Source organism: Citrobacter sedlakii, from assembly GCF_018128425.1.
GTDB classification, from domain to species: domain Bacteria; phylum Pseudomonadota; class Gammaproteobacteria; order Enterobacterales; family Enterobacteriaceae; genus Citrobacter_A; species Citrobacter_A sedlakii.
The window spans coordinates 1,250,185-1,266,511 of sequence record NZ_CP071070.1; the positions used below are offsets into that span (position 1 = coordinate 1,250,185).

20 protein-coding genes are annotated in these 16,327 nt (G+C 53.3%); 18 read left to right on the forward strand and 2 right to left on the reverse strand.

The features are described from left to right. The first annotated feature begins 27 nt into the window (after positions 1-27). Positions 28-387 carry a hypothetical protein gene (locus JY391_RS05960; RefSeq protein WP_071258647.1) on the forward strand — a complete coding sequence of 120 codons (360 nt, stop codon included), beginning with the start codon at positions 28-30 and terminating at the stop codon, positions 385-387. 95 nt (positions 388-482) lie between these two features. Here the strand turns inward: JY391_RS05960 and JY391_RS05965 are convergent, their stop codons facing one another. Both JY391_RS05965 and JY391_RS05970 read right to left on the reverse strand, forming a co-directional pair. Continuing rightward, a complete protein-coding gene (locus JY391_RS05965) occupies positions 483-683 on the reverse strand; it encodes a HEAT repeat domain-containing protein (RefSeq protein ID WP_370906251.1) in 201 nt (66 codons plus the stop codon). Between the two features lie 120 nt (positions 684-803). Continuing rightward, a complete protein-coding gene (locus JY391_RS05970; RefSeq protein ID WP_139267361.1) occupies positions 804-1,274 on the reverse strand; it encodes a hypothetical protein in 471 nt (156 codons plus the stop codon). A 77-nt stretch (positions 1,275-1,351) separates the two neighbouring features. On the opposite strand from JY391_RS05970, the gene JY391_RS05975 reads away from it, so the two are divergent. The 17 genes from JY391_RS05975 to JY391_RS06055 all read left to right on the forward strand — a co-directional run bounded on the left by JY391_RS05975 (position 1,352) and on the right by JY391_RS06055 (position 16,252). Then, complete coding sequence (locus tag JY391_RS05975; RefSeq protein WP_211935394.1) at positions 1,352-2,332, forward strand: terminase small subunit; 981 nt, start codon at positions 1,352-1,354, stop codon at positions 2,330-2,332. After that, complete coding sequence (locus JY391_RS05980; RefSeq protein WP_211935780.1) at positions 2,310-3,614, forward strand: terminase large subunit domain-containing protein; 1,305 nt, start codon at positions 2,310-2,312, stop codon at positions 3,612-3,614. The genes JY391_RS05975 and JY391_RS05980 overlap by 23 nt, the downstream gene beginning before the upstream one ends. Before the next feature lie 4 nt (positions 3,615-3,618). Beyond that, positions 3,619-5,022 carry a DUF4055 domain-containing protein gene (locus tag JY391_RS05985; RefSeq protein WP_211935395.1) on the forward strand — a complete coding sequence of 468 codons (1,404 nt, stop codon included), beginning with the start codon at positions 3,619-3,621 and terminating at the stop codon, positions 5,020-5,022. Between the two features lies 1 nt (position 5,023). Beyond that, the gene (locus tag JY391_RS05990) at positions 5,024-6,130 is read left to right on the forward strand and encodes a putative phage head morphogenesis protein (RefSeq protein ID WP_211935396.1); all 1,107 of its coding nucleotides are present in this window, start codon (positions 5,024-5,026) and stop codon (positions 6,128-6,130) included. A gap of 3 nt (positions 6,131-6,133) precedes the next feature. Then, entirely contained in the window at positions 6,134-6,343 is a 210-nt protein-coding gene (locus JY391_RS05995; RefSeq protein WP_211935397.1) for a hypothetical protein, read from the forward strand. A 107-nt stretch (positions 6,344-6,450) separates the two neighbouring features. Continuing rightward, positions 6,451-7,203 (forward strand): DUF6651 domain-containing protein, encoded by a 753-nt coding sequence (locus JY391_RS06000; protein WP_022651634.1) that lies wholly within the window; start codon positions 6,451-6,453, stop codon positions 7,201-7,203. Between the two features lie 17 nt (positions 7,204-7,220). Further along, positions 7,221-8,360, forward strand: a complete 1,140-nt coding sequence (locus JY391_RS06005) for a major capsid protein (RefSeq protein WP_063139349.1) — start codon at positions 7,221-7,223, stop codon at positions 8,358-8,360. Between the two features lie 36 nt (positions 8,361-8,396). Further along, the gene (locus JY391_RS06010; protein WP_211935398.1) at positions 8,397-8,726 is read left to right on the forward strand and encodes a hypothetical protein; all 330 of its coding nucleotides are present in this window, start codon (positions 8,397-8,399) and stop codon (positions 8,724-8,726) included. Between the two features lie 2 nt (positions 8,727-8,728). After that, positions 8,729-9,211 (forward strand): DnaT-like ssDNA-binding protein, encoded by a 483-nt coding sequence (locus JY391_RS06015; protein ID WP_211935399.1) that lies wholly within the window; start codon positions 8,729-8,731, stop codon positions 9,209-9,211. Between the two features lies 1 nt (position 9,212). Continuing rightward, positions 9,213-9,566, forward strand: coding sequence for a hypothetical protein (locus JY391_RS06020; protein WP_211935400.1), 354 nt, complete (start codon positions 9,213-9,215; stop codon positions 9,564-9,566). Positions 9,567-9,568: 2 nt separating this feature from the next. Further along, entirely contained in the window at positions 9,569-10,168 is a 600-nt protein-coding gene (locus JY391_RS06025) for a hypothetical protein (protein ID WP_211935401.1), read from the forward strand. Between the two features lie 7 nt (positions 10,169-10,175). Then, positions 10,176-10,604: a phage tail terminator-like protein gene (locus JY391_RS06030; protein ID WP_229264096.1), complete on the forward strand. Its 429-nt coding sequence runs from the start codon at positions 10,176-10,178 to the stop codon at positions 10,602-10,604. A gap of 46 nt (positions 10,605-10,650) precedes the next feature. Next, a complete protein-coding gene (locus JY391_RS06035; protein WP_063945429.1) occupies positions 10,651-11,583 on the forward strand; it encodes a phage tail tube protein in 933 nt (310 codons plus the stop codon). Positions 11,584-11,648: 65 nt separating this feature from the next. After that, positions 11,649-11,987: a phage tail assembly chaperone gene (locus tag JY391_RS06040; RefSeq protein WP_063945428.1), complete on the forward strand. Its 339-nt coding sequence runs from the start codon at positions 11,649-11,651 to the stop codon at positions 11,985-11,987. Positions 11,988-12,004: 17 nt separating this feature from the next. Continuing rightward, the gene (locus JY391_RS06045) at positions 12,005-12,292 is read left to right on the forward strand and encodes a DUF1799 domain-containing protein (protein ID WP_211935403.1); all 288 of its coding nucleotides are present in this window, start codon (positions 12,005-12,007) and stop codon (positions 12,290-12,292) included. Further along, positions 12,292-15,345, forward strand: coding sequence for a phage tail tape measure protein (locus JY391_RS06050; protein WP_211935404.1), 3,054 nt, complete (start codon positions 12,292-12,294; stop codon positions 15,343-15,345). Before JY391_RS06045 ends, JY391_RS06050 begins: the two co-directional genes overlap by 1 nt. Before the next feature lie 55 nt (positions 15,346-15,400). Beyond that, a complete protein-coding gene (locus JY391_RS06055; protein ID WP_211935405.1) occupies positions 15,401-16,252 on the forward strand; it encodes a hypothetical protein in 852 nt (283 codons plus the stop codon). Positions 16,253-16,327: the final 75 nt, after the last annotated feature.

Genomic DNA, 16,327 nt, shown 5'->3' on the forward strand with positions numbered 1-16,327 from the left:
ATTCTTACTGTATGGAGATGGATGCACATGAAAGTATTACAAACATTAGGCGGTTACCAAGGTGGTCAGGCCGGTATTTTTCAGTACAAAAGGAATAGCGATGGGGTAGTTATTGATCCTACCGTCGGTATGAATGCTAATGCGGAAATCATTGAGATTTCTAACGATGATTGGAGTGGGATGATTAATCGGTTAGAAAACATTGGCAAGAAAGTCGTTGATTTGACGGAGATAAAACAAGAGATCGCAGATGAGCTCGGGATGAATAACACTGAGACGGCCGCCGTGGTTGCTATATTGGAACACGAAGGAACATTCGACCATTATGGCGGATTTATCGGTGGCGGGGAGTCAGTTTCAATTCATCTACGTAGGGATGATGACTAATTCAAACTGGTTTTAAGGGGACAGGCCTCGAATTCGCGAGGCTTTTTATTGCCATCACCATGGGCAGACCCATCGTAATGGCGAAATCACAGTATTTATCGATATAACCGACCAAGTGCCTTAATGGCTGCGATTCTAATCTCTATATCATCACTTTGGCTTAATTTGTGTAGTTCCTGGGTAATGTTATCCGCTTGGCATCTACCTTCGCCTAACGCATAGATTGCAGCAAGTTTGATGTCTTTTGGCTGGGTCATCATCTGCAACAAAAGCATGTTAGCTATTGGTTGCGGCATGCTCATATTTATTCCCTTTAATGAGATAAACACTGGTACTCACAGACAAGCTGGAAATGTGCTGTTGCGAGTACCTCATCGGTTTAAACGTGCATATACGTTTAACGCATATGCCAGTATTTATGGATTTCCTAAGATTATCGCGTTATCTATACGATCCCAGCACTCAGTAAAATCAAACACCTTTTTTGCACTCGATACTGAGCCCCAGTGCTCCTTGAGATTCATAGCGTGGCGGTAAGTGGTTGCGATCGGATAGTCATGGTAGCCTTTTTCGTCAGCCACGATCGCGCGAGTTCTACCTTCGTCAAACCTTGTTATGCCATCGCGAGAAATGTGCATTATCGATGGGTTTAGCTCTCCGCCGTGCGTCATCCATTCTCTGATAGAAGTCAGCTTGGTGCTTATTGGGTCGTACCCATCCTCTTTGAATTGAGCCAAGGCAACTTCTTTTGCCCAAGCACTGTTAACGATAAGAATCACTGCCTTATCGCTTTGATCTGAATTTTCGCAAATATTCCAGATTTTTTTATAGGCGGGAGTTACACATCTAATCATTGTTCTTCCTTTTCTATCAGCCACTGGAATCATTATCGTCAATTCACTGAGAAAGCTTAAGCGTATTTCACTTTATGGCGACCATCGAATCAAAATAACGGAGTAAAACAATGGCAAAACCGGACTGGGGCGAGCTTCAGCAACGGTTCCTGTCCGACAATGCCGCTACCGGCGTATCACCGAAGGATTGGTGTGAAGCGCAGGGACTGAATTACGCAACAGCCCGCCGATACATAAAAAGACCAACTGCGCAAAAACCTGCGCAGAAAAAACTGCGCACTGCGCAAAAGGAAAAATGCGCAAAAGAGTTGGTGGATGATGACGGTCTTACTGCCCAACAGCGTTTATTTGTCGCGGAATACCTGAAGGACAATAACGCCACTGCCGCCGCTGCACGCGCAGGATATAGTGACCCAAACTATGGTCGTCAACTCATAGCGAATCCTAACGTTGCGCAGGCGATTGCGCAGCAGCAAAAAGCCTCCATTGTGCGTACGCTTGCCGATGCCGATGAAGTCCTGGCGCAGATGTGGCAACTCGCCACCTTCGATGCAAACCAGCTTTCGCAGTATCGCCGTGGCGCGTGTCGTTACTGCTGGGGCTTCGGTTACCAATACCAATGGCGCGATATGGTGGAGTTCGAAGAGAAACGCCTCGAAGCGCTTGAGCGGAAAAGTCGCGAGCCCGTCGATGTTGGCGGCTATGGCTACGATCACACCCGAGAGCCTAACCCTGGATGTCCGCGATGCAACGGCGATGGTATTGGCCAGCCGTATTTCGCCGACACTCGGAAACTCTCCCCTGTTGCTGCTCTGGCTTATTCCGGTGTGAAGCTGGGGAAGAATGGCGTCGAGATAACCGCTATCAGCCGTGAGCGAATGTTCGAAGCGGTAATGAAGCGGCTTGGTCTGGCGGATAGCGAATTTGCGCAGCGTCTCCAGCAAATTGAAATCGACCGCCGGCAGTTGGAGGTGGAAAAACTCCGCAAAGAGCTGGCCGGTGATGGTGATGATGACGAACCAACGCCAGTGCAGATCAATATCAACGTAGTGGATGCGAGAGAAGAAGATGGGGATCAACCCGACACTTAACATCCCGCAGGCTCGCTTCCTCGCGATGGAGCACAAGTTTAAAGCCTACGTTGCCGGATTCGGTTCCGGTAAAACGTGGGTGGGTTGTGGTGGTATCTGCAAAGGGATGTGGGAGCATCCGAAAATCAACCAGGGCTATTTCGCGCCGACGTACCCGCAGATTCGTGACATCTTCTACCCGACGATCGAAGAGGTGGCCTTTGACTGGGGGCTGAGCGTCAAAATCAATGAGGGGAACAAAGAGGTTCACTTCTATGAGGGGCGACGGTTCCGCGGGACCACAATCTGCCGCTCGATGGAGAAGCCAGGCTCGATAGTTGGCTTCAAAATCGGTAACGCGATGGTGGATGAGCTGGACGTTATGGCGGCTGCCAAAGCGCAGCAGGCTTGGCGAAAAATCATTGCCCGTATGCGTTATAAGGTTGATGGGCTGCGTAACGGTATTGACGTCACGACCACGCCAGAAGGGTTCAAATTCGTCTACCAGCAATTCGTGAAGGCAGTACGTGAAAAGCCAGAGCTCTCAGCCCTGTACGGTCTGATACAGGCCAGCACGTTTGACAACGCGAAGAACCTGCCCGCGGATTACATCCCTTCGCTGATGAATTCCTACCCGCCGGAGCTGATTAAGGCGTATCTGAGGGGGCGCTTCACCAACCTGACCAGCGGCACCATCTATCACCAGTTCGATCGACGACTGAATAACTGTACTGATGAAGAACAGGCAGGCGAACCGCTCTATATCGGCATGGACTTTAACGTAGGCAAAATGGCGGCCATCGTCCACGTGCTTCGCAATGGCGAGCCGCGCGCGGTACGCGAATTGGTAAAAGTTTATGACACGCCAGCCATGATAAAGCGTATCCAGGAAGAGTTCTGGCGCTACGAGGGCGGGCGCTATGTTGCCTCCAGGCAGATTTATATCTATCCGGATGCTTCCGGCGATTCACGAAAGTCCAATAACGCCAGCGCCACCGATATTGCGCAGCTCAAGCAGGCAGGATTCAGCGTGGTGGTAAACGCAGCCAACCCGCCAGTGAAGGATCGCATCAATTCCATGAACGCCATGTTCTGCAATGGCAACGGCGAGCGCCGCTACAAAGTCAATGTTGCTCGCTGCCCGGTCTATACCGACAGCCTTGAGCAGCAGGTATGGGCGGCAAACGGCGAACCGGATAAATCAGCCGACAACGATCACCCCAATGATGCTGGTGGCTATTTCATCGTGAAGCAATTCCCGATCATCAAGCCGACCGGAAAAGTCACTCAACTACGGATTTAACTCCATGCCTGACATCTCAACACCCAATCTGGACTATGGGAACATGGTCGAGGCGTGGGATATCAACGATGCCCTGATGGGCGGCACGCTCTATATGCGACAGCTGGGCGAACAATATCTACCGCGCTGGCCGAAAGAAGACAGGGAGGACTACAAAAAACGTTTGGCCGTAGCCACGCTTCTGCCAGCCTACGAAGAGACCATTAAGCAAAACATCGGGCGTGTATTCGCCGAGCCTATTAAGCTTGCCGAGAATGTGCCGGATCAGCTGCGAGAGTATGCGAAAAACTTCGACCTTGAAGGGACGCGCCTGGACGTCTGGGCGCAGGCATTCTTTGGTCTGGCGATGCAGTATGGACTCTCCCACGCGCTGGTGGATTATCCCAGGGTGGACACCGAAAAGGTGAAAACCAAAGCTGAAGAGAAAGCTACCGGCGCGCGCCCCTATGTCACCATGCTCAATCCACGCCAGGTAATTGGCTGGAAGTCGAAAATGGTGGACGGCAAAGTGGTGCTGACTGCGCTGCGTATCAAAGAGGTTGTGGTCGAAGACGGCGACGACTTCGGGCAGACCAAGGTCGAGCAAATACGGTACCTGACACCTGGAAAGGTGGAAATTTACCGCAAGGCCAAAGATGCTGACGGTGCCGCGAACTGGGCGCTATTCGAGGAGTGGCAGACATCCCGCCAGGATATCACTCTGGTCACGCTCTACACCAAACGCACCGGGTTTATGTGTGGTTCACCTCCATTGCTCAATATGGCCCTGCTGAACATTAAGCACTGGCAGAGCCAGAGCGAGCAGGACAACATTCTGCATGTCGCCCGGGTGCCGATACTGACAGTATTCGGTCTCGAGCAGAATCAGGAATTAGTGATTGGCTCTTCCTCTGCCACGTCATTCTCCGATCGGAACACCCAGGGCCTGGAATACGTCGAACATACAGGCTCATCCATCGGTGCAGGCAAAGAGTCGCTGGCAGAGCTGGTGGAGCAAATGCGTCAGGCGGGCGCGAAGTTGCTGCGCACCGAAAATACCTCTACCAAATCGGTAGACCAGACTTCTGAAGAGAAAATGCAGGAGCAGTCACCGCTCTACACCATGGCGACAAGTCTCGAAGATGCGATCGACAATATCCTGCAAATTATGGCTGAGTACATCGGTGAAGCGGAAGGCGGCAACGTTGACGTACGCACCGAGCTTGATGTCGAGTCGAAAGAGTTTAATCCACCAGCGGCGATGGCCATTCAGTCGCTGCGCCAGGGCGGTGACCTTCGTCGTATTGATGCGATCAAAGCCCTGCAAAAACTCAACCTCATTGATGCCGACGCTGATCCCGATGTAGTTCTGAGCGAGTTGCTTGCTGAGTCAGCATCATTAACTGAACCGCCACCTGGCGAGGTGTGATATGGCTCGCTCGGTAAACGACAGGTTGCAGGATGAGACAATAGCTCATGGGCTTTACGTGACGCGCTACGGCACTGGCGTTGCCCGGCGAATGGTGGCGCTTCTAAACAGGATGGATGCTGATCTGGCTGCCCGGCTGCTGGTGCTGCTGGAGGGTAAGCGTGCCGACACCTACAGCGCGCGCCGCCTTGCATCGCTACTGGCTGGTGTGCGGGATCTAAACCAGCAGGCCTACGAACCGGTCAATGCTGCTCTGATGCGCGAACTGACGCGTTACGCTGATTATGAGACCGGGTATCAGTTTGACCTGTTCAGCAGCCTCATTCCCGGCCAGGTGCTTAAGCACGTCCCGCTGCAAAGCATTGCTCCAGAGCAGGTCTACGCCTCTGCGGTGGCGCAACCTTTTCAGGGGAGATTGCTGAAAGAGTGGGGCAAGAAACTCGAATCGGATCGGCTGGAAAAAATTACCAGTGCCGTGCGCACCGGATTTCTTCAGGGTGAAACCGTCGAGCAGATTGTGAAGCGGGTCGCCGGCACGCCGCAACTCCACCGCCAGGACGGGGTTATAAATGTTTCACGTCGTGACCTTGCAGTAGTAACCCGCACGGCGGTGAACCACGTGGCCGCTACAGCGCGCCAGGAATTTGCACTGGCTAACAGCGATATCGTAAAGGCCAAGCAGTGGTCTTCGACGCTGGACACCCATACCAGCCAGTGGTGCATCATCCGAGATCGCAAACTCTATTCGCTCGATGGTAAGCCGCTGGGCCATGCAATCCCATACCTGCGCGGGCCCGGCAAAATTCATTTCTGCTGTCGCTCATGCGAAATTCTGATCACTAAATCGTGGGAGGAATTGCAGATAGCCTCTGGCGAACTGAGCAGCGCCACACGCGCTTCGATGGATGGACAGGTGCCATCGCATACCAGCTATGCCGAATGGCTCGTCAGGCAACCGTACGCACGGCAGGAGCAGGTGCTGGGCGTTACTCGCGCGCGGATGCTGCGTGACGGCAAAATCACCGTGCCTGAGATGTTCAATGATGCCGGGGAGTTTCTGACCCTGGACGAACTGCGCCGCGTGGATGCGTCGGCGTTTGAGGAATAGGGTATGCGTAACGAAGATTTTCACTACGTTGGAGATGGTCGTGGAAGGCGAAGGGTGTTCGTTAATGGCAATGAGATAAAGAGCTGTGTATGGGCTGATGTCAAACGTGGTATCGCCTGTATTCATCCACACCCGTTACGGATCCACAAGCAAAAGCGGGGTGAAATTTATTCCCGCAAGCTGCGCGGTTACATAACCATCGAATTTATCTAACAGGCTGCCTCCGGGCAGCTTTTTTTATGCCTGCCGCTGAGCGGATGCGACGCGGTGCCCGGGTCGGATGACCCATTACGTATGGCCGGAAGGCTGGAGCAAAAATAATGAAACTGAAACTTGATGCTAACGGAAATGTGGTCGTTGAAAACGGTATGCCTGTGTACGTCCATGATGACGGCAAAGAGATCCCGTTTGATGCGGTCGCAGCGATGACAAAAATCACCTCCCTGAATGGTGAGGCGAAAACTCACCGTGAAGCGAAGGAAGCGGCGGAAGCCAACCTCGCGAAATTCTCTGGCATCAGTGACCCGGCCAAGGCGCTCGAAGCCCTGGAGATGATGACCAAAATCGACCAGAAGAAGCTGATCGATGCTGGTGCCGTCGACCAGGTAAAGGCGGAGATCACTAAGGTCTTCCAGCAGCAGCTGGACGAAGCGAACGGAAAAGCTCAGCAACTGGAAAGCCAACTGTACGACGAGATGATTGGCGGGCGCTTCGGTGGCTCCAAATTCATCTCCGAGAAGATGGCGATCCCGAGTGAGTTCGTGCGTTCGTACTTCGGACAGAATTTCAAAATCGAAGACGGCAAGGTTGTGGCCTACGACGGCCAGGGCAACAAGGTGTTTTCCCGTACCAAGCCTGGCGAGCTGGCCAGCTTCGATGAAGCTCTGGAATCTCTGGTCGAGTCGCACCCGCAGAAAGACTACATCCTCAAAGCGTCCGGTAACAGCGGCGGTGGTTCTCACCAATCGCAGCATCAGGCCGGGCAGAAAACCATGAAACGCGATGCGTTTGATTCCCTGGACGCTGCTGGTAAGCAATCAGCACTGAAAGATGGCGTCAGCATCGTCGATTAAATCGAAAGGAGCCATAAATGGCAGGCAATACCCTTACTGGTCTGATCCCGACCATCTATACCGCGCTGGATGTAGTGTCCCGCGAGCAAACTGGTTTTATTCCTGCGGTGGCGCGTGACGCGAAAGCAGATGCAGCTGCCAAAGACCAGACCGTGCGTGCACCAGTCGCGCCTCCGGCCACCACTGAGGATATCGTTCCAGGGCCGTCTGCACCTAATTCAGGTGATCAGACTATCGGCGGTGTGGATGTAAAAATTACCAAATCCAAAATGGCCCCAGTGAAATGGAATGGTGAAGAGCAGCTGGCGCTTGGCCCAGCAGGAACCTACAACACCATTCTGGCAGATCAGTTCAAACAGGCTTTTCGTGCTCTTGCCAACGAAGTTGATGCTGATCTGGCCGCGCTGTACTTCAACTCCTCGCGCGCAGTTGGTACGCCGAAAGATACTCCGTTCAGTGTTAAAGACGATTTGTCTGATGCTGCGCTGGCCCGTCAGATTCTGACGGATAACGGCGCGCCAACTACCGATTTACGTATGGTGCTTGGCGGCGAAGCGATGGCGTCCATCCGCGGTAAACAGGCCGTCCTCTTCAAAGCGAATGAGGCAGGAACCGACCAGTTGCTGCGTGAAGGCGTTATCGGTCGCATCATGGGCTTCAATCTCCATGAGTCATTCAGCATCAAGCGCACCGCGAAGAGCACCGCAGCGGGCTATAAGGTCAACGGTGCGAAAAAAGAAGGCGATATCATCATTGCCATCTCCGCCGGAACTGGTGGTATTGCGGTTGGCACCGCAGTGAAGTTCGATGGTGACGACAACCAGTATCTTGTCGTCGCGGCCACGTCCTCAAGCATCACCATCAGCTCGCCGGGCCTGCGCCAAGACCTGGCAGACGAGACGGCCATCACCGTACTCAGTGAGTTCACCCCGAACATGGCGTTCGACCGCGGGGCATTCCTGCTGGCCAGCCGTACCCCGGCGATGCCTGAAGGTGGCGATACTGCTGATGACGTCATGAATGTAACCGACCCGAAATCTGGCATCACCTTCCAGGTGGCGCTGTACCGCCAGTACCGCCAGGTGCGTTACGAAGTGGGGCTGGCATGGGGGGTGGCATCCGTGGCGCCACGCCATTCCGCCATCATCATGGGTTAACCCAAGGGGCTTCGGCCCTTTTTTTCAGGAGGCCCAATGGCCGGATTAACCAGAGAACAGCGCGCTCAGCGTGAAGCGGAAAAGCTTGCAGCTCAGCAGTCCGCAGATAATAACCCTGCCCAGCAGGAACAGCAGCAGGAACAGCAGCAGGAACAGCAGCAGGAACAGCAGCAGGAACAGCAGCAGGAACAGCAGCAGGAACAGCAGCAGGAACAGCAGCAGGAACAGCAGCAGGAACAGCAGGGTATTAATCTGGTGGTCATGGTTCGCGACACCCCAGAATTCCCAGGCGGCCCGCTGCGCGCAGATGTTCATCCTGACGAAGTGGATAACTGGCTGGCGCTGGACTGGCGTCTGGAGGAATAACCATGCTGGTTGCCGATCCCTATTCGCCTGACTTTAACAGCTATTCCAGCGTGTCCGACCTGCGGATCTTTGCCGACGCGCGCGGTTACACCATTCCTGCCGAAGATGCCGAGTGCAGCCAGATGCTGATGCAGGCGATGGACTATCTGGAAGGAAGGTCCTGGCGTGGTCAGCGCTCCAGCGCATCACAGCCGCTATCATGGCCGCGCTCCGGCGTGCGCTTCGATGGTGTGGACCTTCCGGATGATGCTATTCCACAGCGCCTGATTGATGCCCAATGCCGCCTGGCTATAGAGTCGCAGGAGATTGACCTCACGCCGTCGGCCTCCGGTGGCGGCGCGGTCATAGCTGAGAGCGTACAGGGGGCAGTCTCTGTGCAGTACGAGCCGGGAACGAATAAGGCCACTCCATCATTCCCTTGGTTCTATTCCTCGCTGCGCGGGCTTGTGGTGGGCGGCAACCAGGTCCGGATCGAAAGGGGGTAGCATGGCAATAGACTATCGCCGCATGCGCGCTACGGCAACGCGGCTGCTGACGGAGAACGGCAAAGCCTACCAACTGACTCGCGGAGGTACTACCACCCGCGAGCATTACGGGAAAGAGGTTATCACCGAGCCTATTACTGCGACCGTTACCGGCGTTATCACCGAATACTCCACGCATGAAATCGACGGTTCACTGATTGCTACGGGCGATAAGAAACTGGCGGCCACGTTTGAAACGGAGGTGCGCATTGGCGACCTCATTGATATCGACGGCAAAAAGTGGCGCGTGGTTCAGCCGAATCCGGTTAAGCCGGCAGACGTGCTGATTTCCTACAACATCCAGCTGAGGACCTGATTATGACCAGTGCTGTAAATCAGCCGTTCCTGGCTGCCATTCAGTTGTTTGTCGATGGTTCAAAGCAGGAGATTGAGGAGGTAGTCCGCCGGACGGGTATCAAAATCCTCGGTCGGTTGGTGGACATTTCACCTGTTGGGCAGCCTGAAATTTGGAAAGTCAATCAAACGGCATCGGCCTATAACACCGCAGTGCGAGAGCATAACGCGGCGCTACGTGATGATCCGGCCAACCTCACAAAATCTGGGCGGCTCAGGCGAGGCCTGCGTGTCAACGATTCGATGGACATCAAAAAGCCAGATGGTTATGTCGGGGGGCGGTTTAAAAATAACTGGTATGTGGGGCTCGATAGCCAGCCTACAGAGATGAACGATACCCCAGATGCTTCCGGGCAGGGTTCCAACTCCCGCGGGCTGGCGGTGCTCGAAGTGTTCCGGGTGGGGCAGGTGAACTCGATTTACTTTACCAATAACCTGCCATATGCCCCGGCGCTGGAGAATGGTCATTCGAATCAGGCGCCCGGCGGCATGGTCGGACTGACCGCATTGGATGCTGCGCAATATTTCCGAGAGGCAATGAGCGAGGTACGCAATGGTCGGTGATCAGTCCATGCGAATAGCTGACCTGCTGGAGAGCCGGGTAGCCATAATCTCGGCTTCTCTCGGCTTGCCGATCGCCTGGCCGAATATCGTATTCGATCCACCGGATGCGCCATACGCCCGTGTTTATGTTTTACCTGCACAAACTGTAGGTCAGGACATAGAAGGTCTGATGCGTACCTATCAGGGGATCTTGCAGGTAAACATCATTACTCCCGCAGGCTCAGGCGTGAGCCAGGCGAGAGGGCTTGCCCAGTCGGTGGCAGATGCATTCCCTGAAGGACTGCCGCTGGTGGACGGTGAGCTGACGGTTTACATCAACGGGCCGCCGCAGGTGAGACAACCCATCCAGGACCGGCCAACCTCGGCGCCCAACGGGTCCAGTGGCTCCATAACCTACACCATTCCCGTCAGCATGCAGTACCGCGCTGACTACTGACCCGCCAGATGGCGGGTTTTTTATTAGCTAAATTCAGGAGAGTGCTATGGCATTCGCAATCCCTAACGGCTCGCGTGTGAACGTGGCCAAGGCCTATCAAGCCCCAATCACCTTTACCGCAGCCTCTAACGCGACGGAATGCGAACTGACCGTTGCATCGGCCTCCGGCATTCTGGCCGGTGACGTAGTTCAGGTGAGTTCCGGCTGGTTAAAGCTCGATAACATGGTGCTGCGCGTAAAATCGGTGACCAGTAATAAAATCGTACTGGAAGCATTCGATACTACCGACACCACCAAATTCCCGGCAGGCACTGGCGCGGGCACGCTGCGCAAAATCGACTCATGGATCACCATGCCTCAGGTGATGACACTATCGACTGAAGGTGGTGACCAGCAGACCATCAGCGTGCAGTTCCTGGAAGATGACAAAGCGCGAACCATCCCAACGTTTAAAAACGCGGTGGTTCAGGTTTACACCTTTGCACACGACCCTCAACTGGCGATCTACAAACGCCTCATTGACCTGGATGACTCCAGCGACACAACGGCGGTCTGGTTCCATAACCCACGCGGCAAAGCCGATCGTTTCTACTCAGCCAAGGTATCGTTCCAGCGCGTACCGCGCACGGAAATCAACGCCGTGGAAAGTAACGAGGCGCGCATGAACTTCGAATCGGACATGCAGATTTACCCGATCGCCGATTCATCCGTGACGCCGCTGGCGTTCCTGACCGACCTGCCATCCACCAAATCGGTTGCCACAGGCGCAGCGCTGGATCTGGCGGTGGTAATGAAGGGCGGCTCAGCACCTTACACCTACGTTTGGAAGAAAGGCAGCACCGCTATTCCTGGCAAAACCGCCTCGACGTTCAACATTCCATCTGTGGTATCCGGTGATGCTGGTTCTTACACCTGCGAAGTCACTGACGCGGCGGGTAAAACTATCACCTCTGCTGCTTGCGCCGTCACGGTCAGCTAACCACTCAAGCCCGGTACGCCGGGCTTTCTTCGCTACTGAAACCAAAGTCTTTTTTAGGAACCGTAATGACCAAATTTTCTCTGATCCCCAACCCAACTTTTTCTGTGACCGCGAACATTCCACGCGCTGGTGCCGAAGACGGCAAGCTGACGTTCACTTTCCGCCATAAAACGCTTGAAGAGCTGCGCTCCATGGATGCGAAGATGCAAAAGGCTGCGGAAGGTAAAAAGGCTGTTATCGAGCCGCAAGCTGACTACCTCATGGAAATTGTCGAAGGATGGGCTCTTCCTGACGAGTTCACCCGCGAAAACGTTATTGTTCTCCTGCAAAACTATCCGCGTGCTTTTGACAGCATCGGCATGGCGTACACCAAAGAGCTGATGGGGATTCGCGAAAAAAACTGAGGCAGGTCGCCGCAGCGTTGTATACGCCGGGACCGACGCTCGCGGAGCTGAGCGCTTTTGGTTTGACGCCTGAGGACGTGGAGGAAGAGGTGGGGATCCTGTCCTCTGTGTGGAAGTCTTTCACCATCTTCTCTGCCCTGGCAACCCAGTGGCGCGTCGGAGCGAGCGGGGCCACTGGACTGGATTACAACGTTCTCCCCTGGATGTTCGAGTTACACGGGGTTGAGGATGCGGCGACCTGCATGGCTGATCTTCAGATTATGGAAAGTGAGGCTCTCAAGGTAATGCACAAGGAGACGAAATAATGACTGACCAGATCGCCTCGATTACTTTGCGGGCCGATGTATCCGACCTGAAAACAGCCAGCAATGAACTGGATAGGCTCGGCGAGGCGGCTGCTGGTGCCGTAGATAAAGCCGATGACCTGAATAGTGTGTTCCGCGCTGGTGCTGAATCTGCGAAACAGGGTAGTGAAGGTATCAAGGAGCAGCAGAACGCGCTCAAAGGGTTGCTGGAGAATATCGATCCGGTTACCAAGGCCTTAAACCGCCTGGATGAGCAGCAAGAATCACTGCGGAAATTTCAGGCCAAAGGTTTCCTGGATACCGAGACCTTTCAGGCTTACAACAAAATCCTGGACGACACCCGTCTCAAGCTGACCGACACCGGAGAAGCCGCGGCGCGCGCTCAGGCCGAATTAGCCGCTACCCAGGCGGCAGAGAAGCAGTCCGCCGCGTTAAAGAATCTCCTGGGCTCAATCGACCCGACGATTCGTGCGTTTAATTCACTGGATGAGCAACACGCACAGCTGGTAGCCCATTTCGAAGCAGGGCGCATTAACGGCGCGCAGTTCGAGCACTTCAACACAATCCTTAACCAGACGCGTGAGCGCCTCTCTGGTGTCGCTGACGTACTGCCAGAGGCGCTATCCCGGCAGGAAGCTGCTGCCCGGCGCGCTGGAATCTCCGTTGGCCAGTACAGCGCAGCGATGCGTACGCTTCCGGCACAGTTCACCGATATCGCTACGCAGCTGGCTGGCGGTCAGTCTCCGTTCCTGATCCTGCTGCAACAGGGCGGGCAGATTAAAGACCAGTTCGGATCGGTTCAGGGGGCGCTGTCCGGTGTCGGCGAATACATCCGCAGTATGGCTGGGATGATTAACCCAACCACGATCGCACTTGGTGGTCTGATTGGTACGATCGGCCTGCTGGCTGCCGCGGCATACAATTCATCAGAGCAATTCGACCAGGTAGCTCGCTCGGTCATCATGATGGGAGGTGCTGGCTTCGCTTCAATGAAGCAGCTCAACGAAGCCGCTGAGGAGGTGGCCGGCAAGACGAATACATCGATCAGTTCCACCGTCGATACGCTGGTTACGCTGAACGATACTGGTAAATATACCGCCAGCCAGATGAGGCAGATCGCAACGACCATCACCCTCATGGGTAAGGCCGGAAACGATACCAAAACGGCAATGGCCGACTTCGGCAAGATTGTCAGCGACCCGGTTAAAGGGCTGGCCAACCTCAATGAGCAATATGGTTTCGTTGATGAGGCCATGATCAAGCACATCATCCAGCTTCGTAAGCAGAAGGGTGAGCAAGCGGCTGTTACTGAAGCCATTAACTTGTTTGCTGGCGTCATGGCAAAACGCGCAGAGGAGACCAACAACGCGACCGATAATATCGGTCGAACGTGGGAAAGTCTGAAGAAGAGCGCTTCTGACACCTTTGGTGAGATAGGTGTTACCGTGCGCGCTTGGGGAAACCAGATCATCGATATCTTCGAACTTGTTAAAGCTTCGATTAAAGACCTCTTCCTCAACATTACTTCACTGGACGCCAAATTCACCGGCACAATTGCTGGCTGGGCTGAAAAAATCCCTGGTGGCGGGGCGCTGGCTAATTTTCTTGGCATGGATGTAGAAGCCATGAAGAAGGCCGGGGCTGAAGCGGACAAAGAAATTGAGGCGAATAAAAAACGCTATAACGAACTCTGGAAGCGAGTAACCGATCCTAACGCGCAGGCTAAATATGAACGTGAGGCTCGCGGCTCAGCAGTGACAGGTGAAGGGGGAACAAGTCGCGAATCGAGAGATGCAGTCTCGAAGCTTGCTCAGGACTCAGCCAAAAAGACCAAAGAGGCGAAAGCCACTCTGGAAGCTGGCGATCGCACTCTGGAGAACTACCGCGCCCAGGCCAGAACGTTAACTGAAACGCTCGAGACGCTTCGACAAACCGGTGAAACCCACGCTAAAAACACCGAGTTCAGTAAACAGCAATCTCGATTTGCTGAATTGGATGAGGCAGCCAAAACACGCGCGCTGACTGCTCAGGAAAAATCTTTACTGTCGAGCCGTGAGGTGATTCTGAACGCCGCCAAGGTGGTTGATCAAAAGAACAAGGAAGTAGAGGCGCAGCAGAAGATTAACGGCTTGGCGCAGCAAGCGAATAAATACGTCACGCAGATGACGGAAAAAACCGAAGCATTGCGTGATAGTGCAGGCCTCAGCAGTCGGCAAACGCAGCGCATGATGGAAGAGGCGCAGCTTCGCCAGGGCTGGCTCAACGGTGGCGGTAAGCTTGACGATGCCGGTTATAAAAAAGAACTGGCGGCTCTCAGGAAATATTATGCCGAAGAGGACAAATTACGGGGCGACTGGAAGGCAGGGGCTGTTGCTGGCTGGAATGAATATCTTGAAGCCGCCACGAATACCTATGACGCCGTAAAGAACGTTGCCAGTTCCACGCTGACCGGCTTGAGCGACATGCTAACCAGCCTCATGACGACCGGAAAAGCTTCAGTGAAAGAATTCGGCAAATCGATGCTGAAGATGATCGTTGAGGTAACAAACAGGTTGATGGTTGCCTATGCAGTGCAGGCTGCAATGGGCTGGATCAGCGGCGGAAGCAGTGGCGGGAGCACCCCCAGCGGGGCATATACAAATGCCGCTGCTGGCGTAACCTTCAACGCCAAAGGCGGCGTCTATGATTCGCCAGGGCTCAGCAAGTATGTGAACGGTGTCTACGATTCACCTCAGTATTTCACTTTCCCGGGTGCTTCCAAGTTTGCGAAGGGTGGTGTATTCGCAGAGGCTGGTGAGGAGGCTATCATGCCGCTGACGCGTGACTCTGCTGGCCGCCTTGGTGTCCGGGCTCAAGGCGGTGGGGTGATGGCTCCGGTCATTAATACCACCGTTAACGTCGATGCTGGTGGTTCCGCAACGATCCAATCCTCCAGCTCTGGAGATGCCATGGGGAGAGCGCTTGCAAATGAAATGCAGAACGCTGCGTTGCAAGTAATACAGAAGCAACTTAAGCCTGGCGGCATAATCTACAACTTCAATAAAGGACGATAGCGATTTACCCACCCCTCGGATATGATGGCGAAGTCATATATTTATGGAGATTGTCATGGAGCGAAATGGGTGGAAAGAGCTAGGCGCATTTAACCTGAGCATTTCTGGTTATAATAAGGAGGAAGATGCAAGAAAGGTGGGTGATAATGTTGGAGAGATTATAAGAGCATTATCTAAGTTCATTGATCTTAGTTATCTTGATGGTGTCACCATAAGTTATTTTTACGAAAATGCGCTTCTTTCATTGGATCGCGGCATTGAAACCGATACTAAGTTGCTACCTTCATCGGGGGAAGTTGTTGGTGTTGCAATGACGCCAATGGTTTTGCGCAACGGAACGGTAAAAAGTCATATTGTTCTTAATGCGGCTTTTATTGAGGGTATTATTGACAATGACTTTCGTGGTGATGCATTCCAGCAAGCCCTTTCCATCATTGCTCATGAGTGCGGTCATGTCTCTAATTGTGGCGCGCTAGATAGGTCATTTCCGGGTAGAGCACTAAATCATAGATATTCTGATATCCATGAACATCTTCGTGGTGAATGTTGGTTGTCAGTCATTGAAGAGTATTGTGCCACAAGGATTACTGGCGCAATTGGTTTTAATAATAATAAACTATATGAAGAAACGTTCATTGGTTGCGCTGAAAAATTACACACTGATATATTAAACGCAAAATTGGAATACAGGTTTCATCGTAATGTAGATAAAGTTTTGAATGAGGTCTATGATTTAATTTCAACAATGCTTAAATTTGCAGCCTATTACCTAGGGGACTGCGAGGCCAAAGGGATTGATTACACTAATAGTGAAATGCTGAATAGAAATGAAATTCTCTGGTTGCATCCATATATTGAAAGCTTAAATAAAGCCTGCCTGGAAATTTTTGATAACTACGGAAAGTGAAAGGCAGTCACAGAAATGGAGCTAATTTCTGATGTTCTTGATAGCATGGCGAAGGATTGCGGCATTATTATTCGC